At 48.5% G+C, this 18,047-nt stretch carries 13 protein-coding genes; all 13 read left to right on the top strand.

All coding sequences use genetic code 11. The features are described from left to right. Positions 1–10 precede the first annotated feature (10 nt). On the top strand, positions 11–1,489 hold the full coding sequence (locus H8S65_RS04205; protein WP_186928723.1) for a glycoside hydrolase family 10-like protein: 1,479 nt from the start codon (positions 11–13) through the stop codon (positions 1,487–1,489). 48 nt (positions 1,490–1,537) lie between these two features. Next, on the top strand, positions 1,538–1,942 hold the full coding sequence (locus H8S65_RS04200) for an HYC_CC_PP family protein (protein WP_186928721.1): 405 nt from the start codon (positions 1,538–1,540) through the stop codon (positions 1,940–1,942). A 156-nt stretch (positions 1,943–2,098) separates the two neighbouring features. Beyond that, a complete protein-coding gene (locus H8S65_RS04195; RefSeq protein WP_186928719.1) occupies positions 2,099–4,312 on the top strand; it encodes a TonB-dependent receptor in 2,214 nt (737 codons plus the stop codon). A 77-nt stretch (positions 4,313–4,389) separates the two neighbouring features. After that, a complete protein-coding gene (locus H8S65_RS04190) occupies positions 4,390–4,722 on the top strand; it encodes a cation transporter (protein ID WP_186928717.1) in 333 nt (110 codons plus the stop codon). A 155-nt stretch (positions 4,723–4,877) separates the two neighbouring features. Continuing rightward, on the top strand, positions 4,878–5,405 hold the full coding sequence (locus tag H8S65_RS04185; RefSeq protein ID WP_186928716.1) for an RNA polymerase sigma factor: 528 nt from the start codon (positions 4,878–4,880) through the stop codon (positions 5,403–5,405). Positions 5,406–5,416: 11 nt separating this feature from the next. Further along, the gene (locus H8S65_RS04180) at positions 5,417–6,640 is read left to right on the top strand and encodes a porin family protein (RefSeq protein ID WP_186928714.1); all 1,224 of its coding nucleotides are present in this window, start codon (positions 5,417–5,419) and stop codon (positions 6,638–6,640) included. A gap of 48 nt (positions 6,641–6,688) precedes the next feature. After that, the gene (locus H8S65_RS04175; protein ID WP_186928712.1) at positions 6,689–7,489 is read left to right on the top strand and encodes a BFO_2992 family lipoprotein; all 801 of its coding nucleotides are present in this window, start codon (positions 6,689–6,691) and stop codon (positions 7,487–7,489) included. 329 nt (positions 7,490–7,818) lie between these two features. Further along, a complete protein-coding gene (locus H8S65_RS04170; protein WP_186928710.1) occupies positions 7,819–8,577 on the top strand; it encodes a BFO_2992 family lipoprotein in 759 nt (252 codons plus the stop codon). Positions 8,578–8,608: 31 nt separating this feature from the next. After that, on the top strand, positions 8,609–9,175 hold the full coding sequence (locus H8S65_RS04165) for a YIP1 family protein (RefSeq protein ID WP_186928709.1): 567 nt from the start codon (positions 8,609–8,611) through the stop codon (positions 9,173–9,175). A gap of 12 nt (positions 9,176–9,187) precedes the next feature. Then, positions 9,188–9,649, top strand: a complete 462-nt coding sequence (gene smpB, locus H8S65_RS04160) for an SsrA-binding protein (protein WP_186928708.1) — start codon at positions 9,188–9,190, stop codon at positions 9,647–9,649. Positions 9,650–9,660: 11 nt separating this feature from the next. Further along, on the top strand, positions 9,661–13,359 hold the full coding sequence (gene metH, locus H8S65_RS04155; protein ID WP_186928706.1) for a methionine synthase: 3,699 nt from the start codon (positions 9,661–9,663) through the stop codon (positions 13,357–13,359). Between the two features lie 40 nt (positions 13,360–13,399). Then, positions 13,400–14,452, top strand: a complete 1,053-nt coding sequence (locus H8S65_RS04150) for a DUF3810 domain-containing protein (protein ID WP_186928704.1) — start codon at positions 13,400–13,402, stop codon at positions 14,450–14,452. A gap of 85 nt (positions 14,453–14,537) precedes the next feature. Beyond that, a complete protein-coding gene (ileS, locus tag H8S65_RS04145) occupies positions 14,538–17,963 on the top strand; it encodes an isoleucine--tRNA ligase (protein WP_186928702.1) in 3,426 nt (1,141 codons plus the stop codon). Positions 17,964–18,047: the final 84 nt, after the last annotated feature.

Below are 18,047 nucleotides of genomic sequence, written 5' to 3'. Positions count from 1 at the left end.
AATGTGTGAAATGAGAAAGTATTGCCTGTCGTTATTGCTCCTGTTATCGATACAAGTCTCGAATGCGGTCGAACCTCCCAAACGTGAGATTCGAGGCGTGTGGCTGACAACCGTCTATGGCCTGGACTGGCCGCATAAGCCGGCAACGACGGAGGCGGGGCGGAAGGCGCAGCAACGCGACGTCTGCGACATTCTGGATCGTTTGCAGGATGCGAATTTCAATACTGTTTTTTTGCAGGTCCGTTTGCGTGGCGACGTCATCTGGCGTTCGGCTATAGAACCGGCAAGCAAGACTTTCTCCGGAAAATACGGAACGATGCCGGGCTATGATCCGCTGGCTTTCGTGATCGACGAGTGCCACAAACGCGGGATGGAATGCCACGCCTGGTTCGTCACTTTCCCGCTGGGAACGGACAAGAACGTGAAAGAGCAGGGAAAACTCTCTGTCGTCAGGCGCCAGCCGAAACTCTGCAAGCGTCATAACGGCGAATGGTATCTGGACCCCGGCGTTCCCGGAACTTCCGACTATATTTTGTCCTTAGTGAAAGAGCTGGTGAACGGATACGATATCGACGGTATCCATTTCGATTATATCCGCTATCCGGAACAGGCAAAATCTTTCCCCGATAAAGCCCAGTATACTAAATACGGCAAGAAACGCCCGTTGGCGGACTGGCGCCGGGAGAATATCAATAAGATGGTTTACCGCATTTACGACTGGGTGAAATCGGTAAAACCCTGGGTGCAGGTCAGCAGTTCGCCGCTCGGCAAATATAATCGCATCGAACGTGTCCCGAACGCCGGATGGACGGCTTACGAAAGCGTCTTCCAAGATCCGAAAATGTGGATGCAGAACGGAAAGCAGGATATGATCGTCCCGATGATGTATTACCTGCATGATAACTTTTTCCCGTTTGTAGACAATTGGGTCGATAATTGCAACGACCGTCTTGTGGTTCCCGGATTGGGCGCATACCGGATGCTGAAAGAAGAGGCGGACTGGACCGTCAACGACATCACGGACCAGATCGACTACAGCCGTTATTACGGCGGGGCCGGCTGCACATTCTTCCGTTGTGGGAACATCCTCGACAATACGAAAGGGCTATACGACGAGTTGAAGGATAAATATTATAAATATCCGGCACAGCTTCCGCCTTTGTCCTGGCTCAACGATACGGTTCCCGCCGCCCCGGAAGAGATACGGGTGGAAAAGGAAGGGAACGAGTTGAAGCTCTCCTGGCAGAAACCGGATTCGGAAAAGGACGTGTTGACTTATACCGTCTATTATTCGCTGACGGATTCGATCGACCCGGCATCCGCCCGGAATATCCTGATGACGGGAATCCGGGATACTTCCATCTATCTGCCTGTCGATACGGCCTCGGAGCGGGGATATACATTTTCCGTTTCATCTTCCACCCGCTACCATATCGAAAGCGGGCTTTCGAAAGAAACCTATTATTATCTTTCCAAATATCCTAAATAATATTAACGGTTTGGAAGAGAATCCCGGAATGCTATATCTTTGTGCCGGATGAAAAAGACTGTGACATATCTGTTTATCGTATTCCTGGCGGCACTTGTGTTTTACGGGGGCGCCGGTGTCAGTCTGGTGACCTACTGCTGCGGGGATTGCCGGACGGAGGGTGTCACGGCTTTGCTGGAAAACAAATGCTGCGAGATGCATGGACAGGCACAGTGTGCAAGTGAAGATGGCTGCTGTTGCGATGTCGAGTATGTCAGTTTCGACTGGAATGTTTTTCACGGTCATCTGTTCAATTTGCAGCCAGTGGCGATTGATTTGATTTCGCATGTCAGTTCGCATTTATCACTTGTCCCTGTCCCTTTTATAAACGAGGCGGTAGAAATCGAGCAGGAATCTCCTCCCGGATTCGATTCCGGAACATACCTTTCTTTTTTGACAGTCCTTTTGATTTAGTCTTAGCCGGCGTATCTCTTTTGTGGGATCGCCTTTGCCCGTTTTTGCAACCGGTTTGCATTGGCAATGCCTTATTTTTGTGCAAAAATAAAGGAATGCAATGGTGTAACCTTATGCATGTAAGTGATCTAAGTCAGGATAACAAAAAAAGAATTTATGATGAAACAACTCTATCTTACAATTTTATTATTTCTTATTGCGGTTCCGGTTTCTGCCGGGAAGCTGGTGAAAGGACATGTTTTGGATGAACAGGAAGAACCGATAATCGGAGCGAACATCTACTGGGAAGGCACTCAACAAGGGACGACCTCCGACGCCGACGGTTATTTCGAACTGGAAGGAAAGGAAAACGCGAAGAATCTGGTCGTCAGTTATATCGGCTACACCACCTCGATTGTCCCGGTCGAGGACACAAGCAAGCCTCTGCGCATCGTGCTGGTTGGCGAAGTCGCTTTGCAGGAAGTCGTGATCAGCGAACGCAAAATGGGGACGATCGCTTCCCGCACCAGCGTGTTGCAAACCCAGAAGATCACCTATGACGAGATTTGCCGCGCGGCTTGCTGTAATTTAGCGGAGAGCTTCGAGACAAACCCGTCTGTCGATGTCTCCTATTCGGATGCCGCTACCGGAGCCCGCCAGATCAAACTGTTGGGGCTTGCCGGAACCTATGTGCAGATGCTGACGGAGAATTACCCGAACTTCCGGGGAGCCGCCTCTTTGTATGGCCTGGATTACGTGCCCGGCGCCTGGATGGAAAGTATCCAGGTCTCGAAAGGAACATCTTCGGTCAAGAACGGCTACGAAGCATTGGCCGGACAGATCAATGTGGAATTTAAGAAACCGCCTACGGCCGATATCTTTTCCGTCAACCTCTTCGGTAGCGATGCCGGTCGCTATGAAGGGAATGCCGATGCCTCCTGGCATATAAACGACAAGGTGTCGACCGGTTTGCTGGTACATTATTCGAATGACAAGATGCAGCACGACGGAAACGACGACGGCTTTCTGGACACTCCCCTGAGAGAGCAGGTGAACCTGATGAACCGTTGGTATCATAAACTGGACCATTATGTCGCCCAGTATGGCGTGCGCTATCTGCATGAGAACCGTACGGGCGGACAGGCTACGAAACACCATGATTTTGCCGATCCCTACCGTGTGCGTCTGCAAACGAACCGCGCGGAACTGTTCACCAAGCAAGCCTATATAATCGACAAGGAAAAGGTGGAAAGCGTGGCGTTGATCCTTTCCGGCTCTTATCACGAACAGAAATCCATGTATGACCGGACGCCTTACAATGTGTATCAGAATAACGTATACGCCAGCTTGCTCTACGAAAAGGAGTTTTCTCCGGCGCATAGCCTGAGCACGGGATTGAGCATGAATTACGACGGTTTTGACGAAAACCTGACACTCGACGGCGTGCGGACGCCTTACAACCGGATCGAAGTCGTCCCCGGAGCTTATGTGCAATATACATACAACCTGAATGACAAGTTTATCCTCCTAACAGGATTGCGTGCGGATTACAGCTCGCTGTACGACTTCTTTGTGACGCCCCGCCTGCATATAAAATATAATCCTTTCGACTGGTTCCACGTACGTGCTTCGGCAGGGAAGGGATTCCGGACGGCAAATGTGCTGGCTGAAAACAATTTCCTCTTGTCCAGTAGCCGCAAAATGAATATAGCTGCCGACTTGGATCAGGAAGAAGCCTGGAATACGGGTGTGAACCTTTCGTTTTACATACCGCTGTTCGGAAAGGAGCTGACTCTGAACGGCGAGTGGTACTATACGGATTTCCGGAAACAGGTGGTTGTGGATATGGATAGCGATCCGCATGCAGTCAGTTTCTACAATCTGGATGGCCGTTCTTATTCCAACAGTTTCCAGGTAGAGGCTACTTATCCGTTCTTCCGCGGGTTTACCCTGACAGCCGCATATCGCTATACGGATGCAAAAACGGACTACCGGAATGCGGAAGGCGTCACCCGCCGGCTGAAAAAGCCGTTGGTCAGCGACTACAAAGGCTTGCTGACCGCCTCTTATCAGACTCCGTTGAAGAAATGGCAGTTCGACCTCACCGGACAATTCAACGGAGGCGGAAGAATGCCGACACCGGATGCCGTAAATCCCTTGTGGGAGCCCGATTTTAAAGCCTATACGGTCGTGAATGCCCAGATCACGAAATATTTCCGCCGTTGGTCTGTTTATGTCGGAGCGGAAAACCTTTTCGACTATAAGCAGCCGCATCCGATCATCGACGCCGGGAACCCGCGTGGAGATAATTTTGACGGCTCGATGGTCTGGGGACCTGTCCACGGCAGGAAGATTTATGCCGGACTGCGTTTCAACATCAGCCGGGATTAAGGATAAGTGGCAATGGGAAAATCAAATTCTCAAATAGTCACGTTCTCAAATAGTCACATTATTAAATTATTTATATTATGAAACGTTTATTAGTCGCTTTAATCTGTGCCGTATTTACTTTTTCTACGGCCTATGCGCAAGATGCCAAAAAGAAAAAGGAAACAGTAACCTTCTTTGTCGAAGGAATGGATTGTGCAAACTGTGTCAAGAAGATCGAGAAGAACATCGCTTTCGAGAAAGGGGTGACCGATCTCAAGTGCGATCTGAACACCCGCACGGCAGTCGTTACTTATCGTGCGGATAAGACATCCAAAACGAAGTTGGCCTCAGCCTTCAAGAAAATAGGGATGGAAGCGACCCCGGTAGATAACGGAGCCGGTTGCCCCGTTACCCCTGCCAAAAAGAAGTAGAAGGTAATTTCTCTTTCCTTATCTGATTATTTGCCGGAATACAGTATCTTTGTGCGTTCTCAAGAAAAATATTTTATCCGGAATGCAGCGTTTCGGATAATCTGAACATCATAATAAATGTACGGCCCTGGAAAGGGCATGAAGGCATACACTAAATGACGGAGAAACAACTGATAGAGGGTTGTAGGAATGGGGAAAGGCTGGCTCAGAAGGAGCTGTACGAAACGTATTCCCGTAAAATGATGGGAGTTTGTCTGCGTTATGTTAGCGACAGGGAGACTGCCCGTGATTTGTTACAGGACGGTTTTGTAAAAGTCTTCACCGGCATGGACTCTTATTCGGGACTTGGGTCATTTGAGGGGTGGATGCGAAAGATCTTTGTCAATTGTGCGTTGGAGTATTTGCGCAAATCGGATGTTTTGCGTGAGGCTGCCGATCTGGATAACACGGCGGAATTGATCCATCCGGACAGTTCAGCCATCTCCGATATGTCGGCAGTCGAGTTGATGAAACTGGTGCAGGAACTTCCTGCCGGTTTTCGGACGGTGTTCAACCTGTTCGCGATAGAAGGTTATTCGCATAAGGAGATCAGCGAGATGATGAATATAACGGAGAGTACATCCCGGTCGCAGTTTACGCGTGCCAAACAATTATTGCAACGCAGGATTAATGAATTGTATTGAGTAAAAAAGAAATGAAGGATAAGGAAAGAGATATATTTGACGATTTGTGCCGTTCGAAGTTGCAAGACTTTGAAGCGGATACGATGCCGGGCGATTGGGAGGCGATAGCCGACCGTCTGCCGGTTAAAAAGTCTGTCCCTTTCCGGCGGACTTTACGCTATTGGGCCGCCGCCGCTGTTATCTCCTTATTAGTTGTGACGGGAGGCGTTTATGTCTTTAACCACGACCGGGAACGTCTGCCGGTAGCCGAAACGATCCAGAAAGAGACTGAGGTTGTGGAGAACCGACTGGCTGAACAGTCTGAATCTGCGACACCTGCTGTTCCGGCCCGACCTTCTCAAAATGAAATAGCTGTTGCTGCTTCCGTGCCGGTTAACCGGGTGGCAAAACGTGCCGTTGCACAAGTTGCCGCCGCTACTGCATTCCGGTCGGATATGACGGAAGACGACGTTGCTCTTTCGCCGGAAAACGATGATACTGTCGCAGTAGTTTCTTCCGAGGCCGCCGAAGTGGTCGAAACACGTTCTTTGCTTGCAGACGCAACGCCAGTGAAAAAAGAAGAAAAGAAGGCGCCGGCAAAAAGGTGGAGTTTTGGAATGGGAGGCGGTAGCGTGAGTGCCGGAACCTCGAACTCCATAAATGCCTATGCCCTGAAGAATACGATGATGACGGATCAGGAGCTGTTGCAATTGAATTCCCCGTATTTCAATAGCCAGTCCCCGAAAACGAAAATTCGCCATAAGACACCGGTTTCGGTCGGATTGGGTGTGGGTTATTCTTTGAATGACCGTTTTTCCCTCCAGTCAGGTTTAAACTATACATTCCTTTCTTCCGAATGGGAGACCGGGGCTGTATATCATGGTGAAACGAAACAGAAACTGCATTTCATCGGAATCCCTCTTTCTTTGTCTTATAAGATTGCGGAATGGAAGCGTATACAGTTTTATGCAGCGGCAGGCGCCATGACCGAGATCAATGTAGCCGGCAAGCTGAATTCCAAAATATTTGTGGAACAAAATGAAATCCGTCACGAAAAGAAGCATATCCGTATGAAAGAATGGATGTGGTCTGTGAATGCCCGTGCCGGGGCCAGCTATCCGTTGCTCCGTTTCTTAAGTATTTATGCGGAAGTGGGGGCCGGCTATTATTTCGATAACGGAAGCGATATCGAAACGATCCGTTCCGAGAAACCGTTTAATGTGAATTTGCAGGCTGGCTTCCGTTTCGGCTTTTGAGCATGAATAAATAAATAATAAACAATATAAAATTAAAGAACAATTAAAATGAAGAAACTTAAAGTTTTAGGATTGGCAGCAATAGCTGCAGGCATGTTTTCGTTAACCTCTTGTTTGGATGGCGGCGGTAATCAACAGACGATTCCTAATCTCTTTGCAATAGTTGATTATTCTTCTACGATGAAAACATTGCTTTATCCTGTCGGTTATCCTAACCAATCTCTGCCCTTGTATATCTCGTCAATTGCAAATGACCCGACCTACAGTGCTGGAGATTGTGTAATTGCTAATGTTCAGATTGATTATGATTCACCGGATAATGCGAATATCTCTACAACTGGTTTTTATGTAGCGACAGGAGTGGCATCGTCTCCATTAGCTAAATATAATTTGAATTTTTCGTCTTTAGATTCAACGGCGCTGGATAATGAATTGCTTTTATCTGGTTCTGATGTAGGATTGTTGGTCTCTAATAATTATAAGAGAATCATTGCTATCCCTAATTTTGCATCTGTATTGACGGACCAGAAGAACGATTATACAATAACTATGGACTATGATCAAGAGCCGGAAGCTGTGGATGGCACTGAACGTGTTTATACATTATGTATACGTGCTCAAAAAAGGGAAGAAGGAAAAGCTCCTACTATTAGCAATGCAATAGATCCGATCGCTATTGAAGGTGGTCAATTCTATTCCATGTTGAAAAGTAAAGAATCGGCAGCAGGAAAAAAGGTTGTAAATTATCGTATGAAGTATCCGTTGACATTTAATTCGGATTCGACAAAGATCGCGACTTGGGGATATTCCCAGATTTCTCAATTCTCAATTGAAGAAGCCTCGAATTAATATCCTGTAAAAATAGATAGAAGATAGACACTGAATTTATTTAGGTGTCTATCTTTTTATTTTTTGTATGAAATAATGAGTCGTTTGCCCTAAAAAAGTAACGTGTCTCGACAAAAAAAGCTTATGCTTTCCGCAAAATATTCCGTTTTTAACACTTTCGGGGCATGTCTATTTCGTCTCTCCCTCTTTCTTATTTCCTCCTGTGCATCGCTGATTTGTTTACTTAAACAAAAAGGATAGCTTTTGCCGTATAAACCTTTTTTCTTACCTTTGTGCGTTTCCTCCATTAGGAGAGGGAGATAAATACAACTTCAAATTTGTATATGGAAATGAGAAAAACAGTATTATATGGCGTTTGGGTCTTTTGTTTGGTTGTGTTGAGTTCTTGTTTGGGAGATCCGGCCACCCAGTTGACGATGGCAAATCAGGCTGGGGTTGTGGTGACCGGATACGGACCGGGCAAGGCTATTTATACCAAAGGTAACGTTGTGGTCTCTTCGGAAGATTTCCAAAATGCCAATGTAGAAGATGGAGAATGTATCTTATTTGATTATTCCATCGATTACGGGACTGCAAACAATATGGGGGCAGGAACGGATACCAGTTATATCGAAGCTGTTATCTATGAGAATACGATTTCGGAGGTCAATCGATGGAACTTTTTCAATACGTTGACCGATACTTCCGTCGTTGAAAAGAATGAACTGCTGCTTTCTTCCCTCCAGGCGCGTTCCGCTTATATCAGAGGCAATTTGTTCCTGTTCACGGAGATGAGCAATCACCCGGCAAACCAGGTGGATAGTTTCTCTTTATCTTATAATCCGGATAAATTATTGGGAGACGATAAGATTTATAGCCTTTATCTCCGCACGATCATGATAGAGTCGGACACGACAAAAGGCCAGTCGATGATTATTCCTTGTGCGTTCAACATCGAAGATTTGGTGAAAGATGCTGAAAAGAACAATTTAGACGAGTTGAAATTCCGGATTAATTATGCTTCTGCATTTGGAAAGGATTCTTTTTCTATTGTATGGAAAAGTTCCTCCGACGTGTTTACAATAGACCTGTCTGGAAAAGACAAATAAACGATAAATAGCAAACGAGCGTATTGAAAATATGTATAAAGAGATATTTAAATTGGTCGTAGCCATCATCTCCCAGCCGGCAAAGGCGTGGGATATTCTGACGAGAAAGGAAGAAAATGACGATGAGTTTTTATCCCGGTTTGTCTATCCCCTGATCGGATTCGTTACGGTAGCGGCTTTTTTAGGCGTGCTGTTCACACGGAAAGAGTTTGATGTCGAACTGGCGCTGAAGTCGTCTATCCGGACATTGGTCGCTTCGTTCGGCGGTTTTTACCTGGCTTCCTATTTGCTGAACGAACTTTGGCAGGGATGGTTCAAACGGGAGAAGGACATGAAGCTGTGCCAACGCTTTGTCGGCTATTCGTCTTCGTTGATGTTTGCATTGAATATTGTGTTGATGCTGCTCCCGGAGTTTTTCTTTTTGCGTATATTCGTTTTATATACGTTTTATATCGTATGGGAAGGGGCAGGCCCTTATATGCAGGTGGAGGAGAAGATCCGGCTAAAATTTGTCGGGACTGCGACCGGTCTGATTTTGGCGACGCCCTGGCTGATCGAGATCATCCTTTCCATGCTGATGCCCGGTTTGCGTTTTTGATAGAAGAATAAGATGAAAGAGAAGATTAGTAATAATATACAGATAAAGAACAAGCGGGCGACTTTCGATTATGAGCTGCTCGACACGTTTACGGCAGGGATCGTGCTGACCGGTACGGAGATCAAATCGATCCGCCTGGGAAAAGCGAGCCTGGTCGACACGTTCTGCATTGTGGAGAAGGGCGAATTGTGGGTGAAAAATATGTATGTGGCCGAATATTTCTACGGGACATACAATAACCATACGGCCCGCCGTGACCGCAAGTTGCTACTGACTAAAAAGGAATTACGGAAGATTGAAACGGCTGCCCGCAATAATGGCTTTACCATTATTCCGACACGCCTTTTTATTAATGACAAGGGACTGGCCAAAGTCGTTGTCGCTATCGCCAAAGGTAAGAAAGAATATGACAAACGCGATTCTATCAAGGAACGGGACGACCGCCGGGAGATGGATCGTGCATTTAAACGGTAACGAACCTTTATATGGATAAAGAGATATTTTTGAATGCCCTGAAAGAACGCATTTTGATTCTGGACGGAGGAATGGGTACGATGGTCCAGGGATTTAATCTGACCGAGAAGGACTATCGCGGAGAACAGTTTGCCGATTGGGCGAGCGACCTGAAAGGTAATAACGATCTGTTGTGTATCACCCGGCCGGATGTGATCAAATCGATCCACCGACAGTATCTGGATGCCGGTGCCGATATCTTTGCTACCAACACCTTCAATGCAAACGCCATCTCGATGGAAGATTACGGCATGCAGGGGCAGGTACGGAATATCAACTTAGCTGCCGGGAAGTTGGCGCGCGAGGTGGCTGACGGCTTTATGGCGGAACATCCGGATCGCACGATCTTTGTTGCCGGTTCCGTCGGTCCGACCAATAAGACGGCCTCGATGAGTCCCGACGTGAGCGATCCGGCTTACCGGGCTGTCACCTACATGGATTTGTATGACGCCTATAAGGAACAGGTGGACGCCTTGGTAGACGGAGGCGTGGATATCGTCCTGTTTGAAACGACTTTCGACACGCTGAATGTGAAAGCCGGACTGGAAGCCGCCGAGACCGTGCTGAAGGAAAAATGCAAGGATTTGCCGATTATGCTTTCTCTGACGTTGTCTGCCCAGGGGGGACGTACGTTTTCCGGACAGACGTTGCTTGCGTTTTTGGCTTCCGTGCAACATACTAATATTGTCAGTGTCGGCCTGAACTGCTCTTTCGGCGCTACCGATATGAAACCTTACCTGGCTGAACTGGCAAAACATGCTCCTTATTATATAAGCGCTTATCCGAATGCAGGCCTGCCGAACAGCTTCGGCTCCTATGACGAGACGCCGGAAAAGATGGCTGTTCATGTAAAACCTTTTATCGACGAAGGGCTGGTGAATATCTTGGGAGGCTGTTGCGGTACGACGCCGGCCCATATCGCCAAATATCCTGAACTGGTAAAAGGGGCCAAGCCGCATGTACCGGCTTCGAAGCCTGACTGTCTTTGGTTGTCCGGGTTGGAATTGCTCGAAATAAAGCCGGAGAATAATTTCGTGAATGTCGGCGAACGGTGCAATGTGGCCGGTTCACGTAAGTTCTTGCGCCTGATCAAGGAGGAGAATTATGAAGAGGCTTTGACGATTGCCCGCAAGCAAGTGGAAGACGGTGCGCAGGTGATCGATATCAATATGGACGACGGAATGCTGGATGCCGTGAAGGAGATGACGACTTTCCTGAACCTGATCGCTTCCGAACCCGATATTTCCCGTGTTCCCGTGATGATCGACTCTTCGAAATGGGAGGTGATCGAAAAAGGTTTGATGTGCGTGCAGGGTAAAAGCATCGTGAATTCGATTTCTTTGAAAGAAGGTGAAGAGGTATTCCTGCAACATGCAGCCCGTATCAAACAGTTGGGAGCGGCTACGGTCGTAATGGCTTTTGATGAAAAAGGACAGGCCGACACGTTCGAACGGAAGATCGAGGTCTGCGGACGTGCTTACCGCCTCCTTCGTGAGAAAGTGGATTTCGATCCGAACGGGATTATTTTCGATCCGAATGTGCTGGCTATCGCTACCGGTATGGAAGAGCATAACGGGTACGGCCTCGACTTTATCCGTGCCGTGGAATGGATCAAGAAGAACCTGCCGGGCGCGAAGGTGAGCGGCGGTGTCAGCAATCTTTCCTTCTCTTTCCGTGGAAATAATTACGTGCGGGAGGCTATGCATTCCGTATTCCTGTATCATGCGATTCAGAAAGGCATGGATATGGGGATCGTGAATCCGTCGTCGTCCGTACTCTATGAAGATATCGAACCTTCTTTCCGTACGTTGTTGGAAGACGTCATTTTAGCGCGTCGTCCGGAGGCTGCGGAAGAACTTATTCAGTGGACAGTTGAAAGTGGAGAGTTGAAAGTGAAGAAGAACGACTCCGATAACTCTCCACTTCCCACTGTCCACTGTCCACTGGAAGAGCGTTTGGAAAACGCTCTGATAAAAGGGGTCGGCGATCATTTGGAAGAAGATTTAAAGGAAGCCTTGAAGGAATATCCGCGTGCGGTGGATATTATCGACGGACCGTTGATGAGTGGAATGAATAAGGTAGGCGAATTGTTCGGCGCCGGAAAAATGTTCCTGCCACAGGTTGTCAAGACTGCCCGTACGATGAAAAAAGCCGTTGCCATCCTGCAACCGGCGATCGAGGCGGAAAAGGTCTCTTCCGATTCTGCTAAGGCGGGGAAGGTCCTGTTTGCGACCGTGAAAGGCGATGTGCATGACATCGGAAAGAATATTGTTTCGATCGTCCTGGCTTGCAACAACTATGAGGTGATCGATTTGGGGGTGATGGTCCCGGCGGACGTGATCGTAAAAAAGGCAATGGAGGAAAAGCCCGATCTGGTCTGTCTTTCCGGTCTGATCACGCCTTCGCTCGAAGAGATGGTGCATGTGACGGACGAGATGCAGAAAGCCGGCCTGGGTATTCCCATAATGGTGGGCGGCGCCACGACTTCGAAGTTGCATACGGCCATTAAAATCGCTCCTCATTATGACTATCCTGTCATTCATGTGCTGGATGCTTCGCAAAACCCGCTGATTGCGGCCAAACTATTGAACCCGGATACGCGGGATGCTTATATTGCCCAGCTGAACAGCGAGTATGAGGCTTTGCGTGCCTCCATGAATAAGAAAAAAGAGATACTGGTCCCGTTGGCGGAAGCCCGGATGAATCGTCCGGAGATCGATTGGGCTTCTTATAGTCCGGTCGTCCCGGCCCGGAACGGGGTGCAGGTGATTCCTTATATTCCTTTAGAAGAAATAATCCCATATATCCATTGGACCTTCTTCTTCAGCGCTTGGAAACTGAACGGGCGTTTCTCGGAAATTGCGCAAATCCACGGCTGCGACGCCTGTCGCGCCGCCTGGCTGGCCGAGTTCCCGGAAGCGGACCGGGCGAAGGCGTCGGAGGCCATGCAGTTATATAAGGATGCTGTCAAGTTGCTGGATCGTCTGGTCGAGACGAAAGCCGAGTATTGCAAGGCGGTTTATGGTTTCTTCCCGGCAAACAGCGACGGGGATAATATCCGGATAGGAGAAGTCTTGCTTCCTGTTTTGCGCCAACAGGTGAAGAAAGAGGAGGGCATCTATAAGTCGCTGGCCGATTATGTGATGCCGGTATCGGAAGGGCGTACGGATTATGTCGGCGCTTTCGTGGTGACGGCTGGTGTCGGTGCCGAATCTCTGAAAGAACGGTTCGAGCAGGAGGGAGACACCTATAATTCCATGTTGCTGCAAACCCTGACCGACCGTCTGGCCGAGGCTATCGCCGAATATCTCCATGAAAAAGTCCGTAAGGAATATTGGGGATATGCTCCGGATGAATCGCTTTCCATCTCCGACCTGTACAAAGTGAAATATCAGGGAATACGTCCGGCTGTCGGCTATCCTTCATTGCCGGACCAGCTTTTGAACTATACGTTGGATAAATTGTTGGATATGTCACAGATCGGCGTCCGGTTGACGGAAAACGGCGCGATGTACCCGACAGCGACGGTTAGCGGTATTTATATCGCTCACCCTGAATCCCAATACTTCATGATCGGTAATATCGACGTGGAGCAGATGAAGGACTACGCCCGTCGCCGGAATCTGTCGGAAACGGAAGTAAGGAAGTTATTGAATAAAAACATATCGTAAAACATACCGTGGGGGCGAGGTTTACTCGCCCCTTATCGCAATGTCGCATTTCAAATTGAAATACATACGTTGGACAGTTTTGTCTCTCCTTTTAATCGCTATCTGGTTCGCCATGCGTTCGCCGGAAGCCGAAGAAGCGTATGCCCGGAACGTATATCCGTATATATCGGCTGCCCTGTCCCGTTTCTCATCTCTTTTCCCTTTTTCGGTGGGCGATTGCCTGATATATGGCAGTATTGGCGGTTTGCTTGTTTATGTGGTCTGTGCTGTTGCCGGCAAATGTTCGTGGAAGACGTTAGTGGGGCGGACGGTCGAATATCTGTTGTGGGTGTATGTCTGGTTTTATGTGGCATGGGGAATGAATTATTTCCGGCAGGATTTCTTTACCCGGACACAGCTCCCATATGCGGCTTATTCGGCTGAGGCGTTCCGCTCTTTCCTGTCTGCTTACACGGATTCTCTGAATGCATCTTTTGTCCCGGTAGAGGAGATCGATAGAGCGGTTGTAGCGGAGGAATCCGAAAAGGGTTACAAGGAAATTGCCGGAAGATTCGGACTGGTTGCTCCTGCCGGGTATCTGCATCCGAAGCCGATGCTGCTCCCTTCGCTGATGAGCAGTGTGGGCGTTTTGGGGTATATGGGGCCGTTCTTTACCGAATATAACTTGAATCCCGAATTGTTGCCTGTCCAGTATCCGTTTACTTATGCACACGAAATGGCGCATGTGTTAGGAATATCCAGCGAGGCGGAAGCGAATTTGTACGGCTTTCTGGTCTGTTCCCGCTCGGAAGTGCCGGAAATCCGTTTTTCAGCTTACTTCGCTTTGTTGCCTTATGTGCTGAGCAATGCATATCAACTTTTGCCGGAAGGAGAATTTAACCGATGGAAAGAAACGATCTCCCCCGAAGTAAAAGATCTTTACAACCGGAAAGTCGCTTACTGGCAGGATTTGTACAGCCCGCTTATCGGTGAAGTACAAGGTTGGGCTTACAACTGGTTCCTGAAAGGAAACAACATCCCCTCCGGCCGGAAGAATTATTCGGAAGTGGTGGCTTTATTGATGGCACTGGGAAATACGTCCGGAGAGATTTGAGGCCTTGCTGTTTCCATATTGCCTAATTCGAATTAAATCACTACCTTTGCGGCAATTTTTGAGAAGATAGATAAATATAACGCATATGAGTAAGAAATTTGCCGAATACTCGAAACTTGACTTGTCGAACGTCAATAAAGAGGTGCTGAAGAAATGGCAGGATGGCGACATCTTCCATAAGAGTCTTGAAATCCGCGAAGGACATCCCTCGTTTGTATTTTATGAAGGTCCTCCTTCAGCAAACGGTATGCCCGGTATTCACCATGTGATTGCCCGTTCGATTAAGGATATTTTCTGCCGTTATAAGACCATGAAAGGATATCTCGTCAACCGTAAGGCAGGATGGGATACGCACGGATTGCCGGTCGAGCTGGGAGTCGAAAAATCATTGGGCATAACCAAAGAAGATATCGGCAAAAAGATCTCTGTGGCCGAATATAATGCAGCCTGTCGCCGCGACGTGATGAAGTTCACGAAAGAATGGGAAGACCTGACGCAGAAGATGGGCTATTGGGTGGATATGGAAAACCCGTATATCACTTACGACAACCGTTATATCGAAACATTGTGGCATCTGCTGAAAGAATTATATAAGAAAGGTTTGCTGTACAAAGGCTACACTATCCAACCCTATTCGCCGGCAGCCGGAACAGGTCTTAGCTCGCACGAGTTGAACCAGCCGGGTTGTTATCGCGACGTGAAGGATACGACTTGTACGGCTCAGTTCCGTATTCTCGATCCGAAACCGGAAATGTCCGGATTCGGCGAACCGTTCTTCCTGGCATGGACGACTACTCCGTGGACATTGCCTTCCAACACGGCTCTTTGCGTAGGCCCGAATTTTACATACGTGGCCGTACAGACGTACAACGCGTACACAGGCATGCCGATGACGGCTGTTTTGGCTAAGGACTTGTTGAATGTGTATTTCAATCCGAAAGCTGCCGACCTGGCTCTGACCGATTATAAACCGGGCGACAAGTTGGTTCCGTTCAAAGTGGTCGGCGAATGGAAAGGCCCGGAACTGGCTGGCATGCACTACGAGCAGCTGATCCCGTGGGTCAATCCGGGCGAAGGCGCTTTCCGGGTAATCACCGGCGACTATGTGACGGTTGAAGATGGTACGGGTATCGTACATATCGCTCCGACTTTCGGTGCAGATGACGACCGTGTGGCAAAAGCAAGCGGCATACCACCGTTGATGATGGTCGACAAAGACGGGAACCGCCGTCCTATGGTCGATATGACAGGTAAGTTCTATCTGTTGGAAGACCTCGATCCGGAATATGTGCAAGCTCACATGAATGCAGCCGACTACGACCCGTGGCAGGGCAAGTTCGTGAAGAATGCTTACGATGCGACAAAAGGTGAAAAAGACGAAACGCTGGATATCGAAATCTGTATGATGCTGAAAGCGCAAAACCGTGTGTTCCGCATCGAAAAGCAGGTACACAACTATCCGCACTGCTGGCGCACGGACAAGCCGGTGCTGTATTATCCGCTGGATAGCTGGTTTATCCGCACGACTGCTTGCCGCGAACGGATGATCGAACTGAACAATACGATCAACTGGAAACCGCAGAGCACCGGTACGGGACGTTTCGGCAAATGGTTGGAAAACCTGCAGGACTGGAACCTGAGCCGTAGCCGTTACTGGGGAACGCCGCTCCCGATCTGGCGTACCGAAGACGGGGCGGAAGAAATATGTATCGGTTCGGTTGAAGAACTGTACAATGAAATAGAGAAATCCGTAAAAGCCGGGCTGATGGAGTCCAACCCCTACAAGGAACTGAAATTCCAGCCGGGCGAATATACGAAGGAAAACTACGAAAAGATCGACCTGCACCGTCCGTATGTGGATGATGTGATCTTGGTTTCCGAAAGCGGTAAGCCGATGAAGCGCGAGACCGACCTGATCGATGTATGGTTCGATTCAGGTGCGATGCCTTATGCGCAGATTCATTATCCGTTCGAGAACAAGGAACTTTTCGACGACCGCAAGGTTTATCCGGCCGACTTCATAGCCGAAGGCGTTGACCAGACACGCGGATGGTTCTTCACTTTGCATGCGATAGCTACGATGGTATTCGACAGCGTGTCGTATAAAGCAGTCGTTTCAAACGGCCTGGTGCTGGACAAGAATGGCAACAAGATGTCCAAACGCTTGGGAAACGCCGTCGATCCGTTCGCCACGATCGAACAGTATGGTTCCGATCCTTTGCGCTGGTACATGATTACGAATGCCTCTCCGTGGGATAACATCAAGTTTGATATCGACGGTATCGAAGAAGTTCGCCGCAAGTTCTTCGGTACATTATATAATACATATTCGTTCTTCGCCTTGTATGCGAATGTGGACGGTTTCGATTATTCCGAACCGGATGTAGACTGGAAAGAACGTCCCGAAATCGACCGTTGGATTCTGTCGTTGCTGAATTCGCTGGTGAAGGATGTGGATGGATTCCTGGATGCATACGAACCGACCCGTGCCGGACGTGCGATCTCCGATTTCGTAAACGACAATCTGAGTAACTGGTACGTGCGTCTGAACCGCCGCCGTTTCTGGGGTGGAGGCATGACGACCGACAAGTTGTCCGCTTACCAGACTTTGTACACCTGTCTGGAAACGGTCGCCAAGTTGATGGCTCCGATCGCGCCGTTCTATGCAGACCGGTTGTTCTGCGACCTGATCGCTGCTACCGGACGTGAAAAGGTTGAATCTGTCCACCTGTCCGAATTCCCGGTTTGCAACGAGGCACTGATCGACAAGAATCTGGAAGAACGTATGCAGATGGCACAGGATGTGTCCTCTATGGTGCTGGCTTTGCGCCGCAAGGTGAATATCAAGGTTCGCCAGCCGCTGCAAACCATCATGGTCCCGGTTGTGGATGCCCATCAGCAGGAAAGCATCGAAGCTGTGAAAGCACTGATCCTGAACGAGGTCAATGTGAAGGAACTGAAGTTTGTCGATAACACTGCCGGTATTTTAGTGAAGAAGATCAAGCCGGACTTCAAGAAGTTAGGCCCGCGTTACGGCAAGATCATGAAGGCATTGGCCGCCGCTATCCAGACGATGAGCCAGGACGAAATCAATGCGTTCGAAAAAGCCGGAACGTTCACGCTGGCCGTCGAAGGACAGGAGGCGGTGATCGAACGTGCAGACGTCGAGATCATTTCCGAAGACATACCGGGCTGGCTGGTTGCGAACGAAGGCCGCCTGACAGTGGCGCTGGATATCACCGTGACAGAAAACCTCCGCAAGGAAGGGCTGGCGCGTGAGTTGGTAAACCGTATCCAGAACCTGCGTAAGAGCAGCGGCTATGACATCACCGATAAGATATCCGTCACCGTCCTTTCGAACGATGTGATAGATGAAGCGATCAAAGACTTCAATTCGTATATCGCAAACCAGGTGTTGGCTGTATCAGTGGAAATTACGGATGTGATCAGCGATGCGACCGAGTTGGATTTCGAAGACTTCAAGCTTTCGGTCCGAATTGAAAAAGCGTAAATATTCAATGAATAATGAATAATTAATAATGAACAATGGAAGAATTGCTTATATTTGTGGGCAAGAGAGAGGAGGAATCTTTCT

It is taken from the genome of Parabacteroides hominis (assembly GCF_014287585.1).
GTDB lineage: Bacteria > Bacteroidota > Bacteroidia > Bacteroidales > Tannerellaceae > Parabacteroides > Parabacteroides hominis.
The sequence above is the reverse complement of the archived record's forward strand: the minus strand, read 5'-3'. Positions and strand labels throughout refer to the sequence as shown.

Bases quoted from the DNA above. Each gene is read 5' to 3' on its own strand.
- H8S65_RS04205 (WP_186928723.1), top strand. From the start codon at position 11: ATGAGAAAGTATTGCCTGTCGTTATTGCTCCTGTTATCGATACAAGTC.
- H8S65_RS04200 (WP_186928721.1), top strand. From the start codon at position 1,538: ATGAAAAAGACTGTGACATATCTGTTTATCGTATTCCTGGCGGCACTT.
- H8S65_RS04195 (WP_186928719.1), top strand. From the start codon at position 2,099: ATGATGAAACAACTCTATCTTACAATTTTATTATTTCTTATTGCGGTT.
- H8S65_RS04190 (WP_186928717.1), top strand. From the start codon at position 4,390: ATGAAACGTTTATTAGTCGCTTTAATCTGTGCCGTATTTACTTTTTCT.
- H8S65_RS04185 (WP_186928716.1), top strand. From the start codon at position 4,878: ATGACGGAGAAACAACTGATAGAGGGTTGTAGGAATGGGGAAAGGCTG.
- H8S65_RS04180 (WP_186928714.1), top strand. From the start codon at position 5,417: ATGAAGGATAAGGAAAGAGATATATTTGACGATTTGTGCCGTTCGAAG.
- H8S65_RS04175 (WP_186928712.1), top strand. From the start codon at position 6,689: ATGAAGAAACTTAAAGTTTTAGGATTGGCAGCAATAGCTGCAGGCATG.
- H8S65_RS04170 (WP_186928710.1), top strand. From the start codon at position 7,819: ATGAGAAAAACAGTATTATATGGCGTTTGGGTCTTTTGTTTGGTTGTG.
- H8S65_RS04165 (WP_186928709.1), top strand. From the start codon at position 8,609: ATGTATAAAGAGATATTTAAATTGGTCGTAGCCATCATCTCCCAGCCG.
- smpB (WP_186928708.1), top strand. From the start codon at position 9,188: ATGAAAGAGAAGATTAGTAATAATATACAGATAAAGAACAAGCGGGCG.
- metH (WP_186928706.1), top strand. From the start codon at position 9,661: ATGGATAAAGAGATATTTTTGAATGCCCTGAAAGAACGCATTTTGATT.
- H8S65_RS04150 (WP_186928704.1), top strand. From the start codon at position 13,400: ATGTCGCATTTCAAATTGAAATACATACGTTGGACAGTTTTGTCTCTC.
- ileS (WP_186928702.1), top strand. From the start codon at position 14,538: ATGAGTAAGAAATTTGCCGAATACTCGAAACTTGACTTGTCGAACGTC.